Source organism: Halomonas sp. 707D4, from assembly GCF_024158685.1.
In the GTDB taxonomy this organism is placed as follows: domain Bacteria; phylum Pseudomonadota; class Gammaproteobacteria; order Pseudomonadales; family Halomonadaceae; genus Vreelandella.
This window is the reverse complement of the sequence record NZ_JAMZBD010000712.1, coordinates 1-1,152: the sequence shown is the minus strand read 5'-3', so window position 1 is coordinate 1,152 and position 1,152 is coordinate 1. Positions and strand designations below refer to the sequence as shown.

Here is a 1,152-nt window from a genome sequence, read left to right as displayed (position 1 = left end):
CCCCCAAGCGAAAGAATGAATAGAACGCTTGCCGCGATCGCCGCGGCGGATACGAACCCTTGACTCAACATAGCGTTTCCCCGCCGCTCAGGATTTCTGGAACATGGCGAGCATCCGGCGTGTCACCAGAAAGCCCCCCACGATATTGATGGTGGCGATCAGCACCGAAATCGCCGCCAGAACCACCACGACCGCACTGCCGGAACCGATCTGCAGCACCGCGCCGAGAATGATGATGCCGGAGATCGCGTTGGTCACCGCCATCAGCGGCGTGTGCAGCGAGTGGCTCACCTTCCAGATCACCTGGAAACCGATGAAACACGCCAGCACGAAGACGATGAAGTGCTGCATGAACGACGCCGGCGCGACCTGGCCGAGCAGCAGCATCAGCACCCCGCCCACGGCCAGAAGTCCGACCTGACGCGTGGTCTGGGCCTTGAAGGCGGCGGTCTCCAACGCCCGTTTCTCCTCGGGGGTCGGTTCCTTCTCCTTCTTCTTCGGCTTGGCCGCGGCGATCGCCTTCACCTTCGGCGGCGGCGGCGGGAAGGTGATCTCGCTTTGGTGCGTCACCGTCGCCCCGCGGATCACGTCGTCCTCCATGTCATGAACGATCACACCATCCTTCTCGGGGGTAAGATCGGAAAGCATGTGACGGATATTGGTGGCGTACAGGAGTGACGCCTGGGCCGCCATGCGCGAGGGGAAGTCGGTGTAACCGATCACGATCACGCCGTTGTCGGACACCACCCGCTCGTCGGGCCGGGTCAGGTCGCAGTTGCCGCCCTTCTCGGCGGCGAGATCGACGATCACCGACCCCGGCTTCATCAAGGCGACCATGTCCTCGAGCCAGAGCTTGGGCGCCGGGCGGCCGGGAATCAGCGCGGTGGTGATGACGATGTCGACGTCGGCTGCCTGCGCGCGAAAGCACTCGAGCTGCTTCTCGCGAAACTCCGGGCTCGAGGGCGAGGCGTAGCCGCCGCTTTCCGAGCCGTCCTGGGTGTCCTCGAAATCGAGAAACAGGAACTCCGCACCCATCGACTCGATCTGCTCGGAGACTTCCGGGCGCACGTCGAAGGCGCGCACCACGGCGCCGAGGCTCGTGGCGGTGCCGATGGCGGCAAGCCCGGCCACGCCCGCGCCGATCACCAGCAC

Annotated in this window: 1 protein-coding gene; it reads right to left on the bottom strand. The window is 64.8% G+C overall.

Going from position 1 to position 1,152, the window contains the following annotated elements; all coding sequences use genetic code 11:
* Window positions 1–87: 87 nt before the first annotated feature.
* Window positions 88–1,152 (bottom strand): Re/Si-specific NAD(P)(+) transhydrogenase subunit alpha (locus tag BIS11_RS18130; RefSeq protein WP_253586803.1); only part of this gene is annotated, 1,065 nt, incomplete at its 5' end.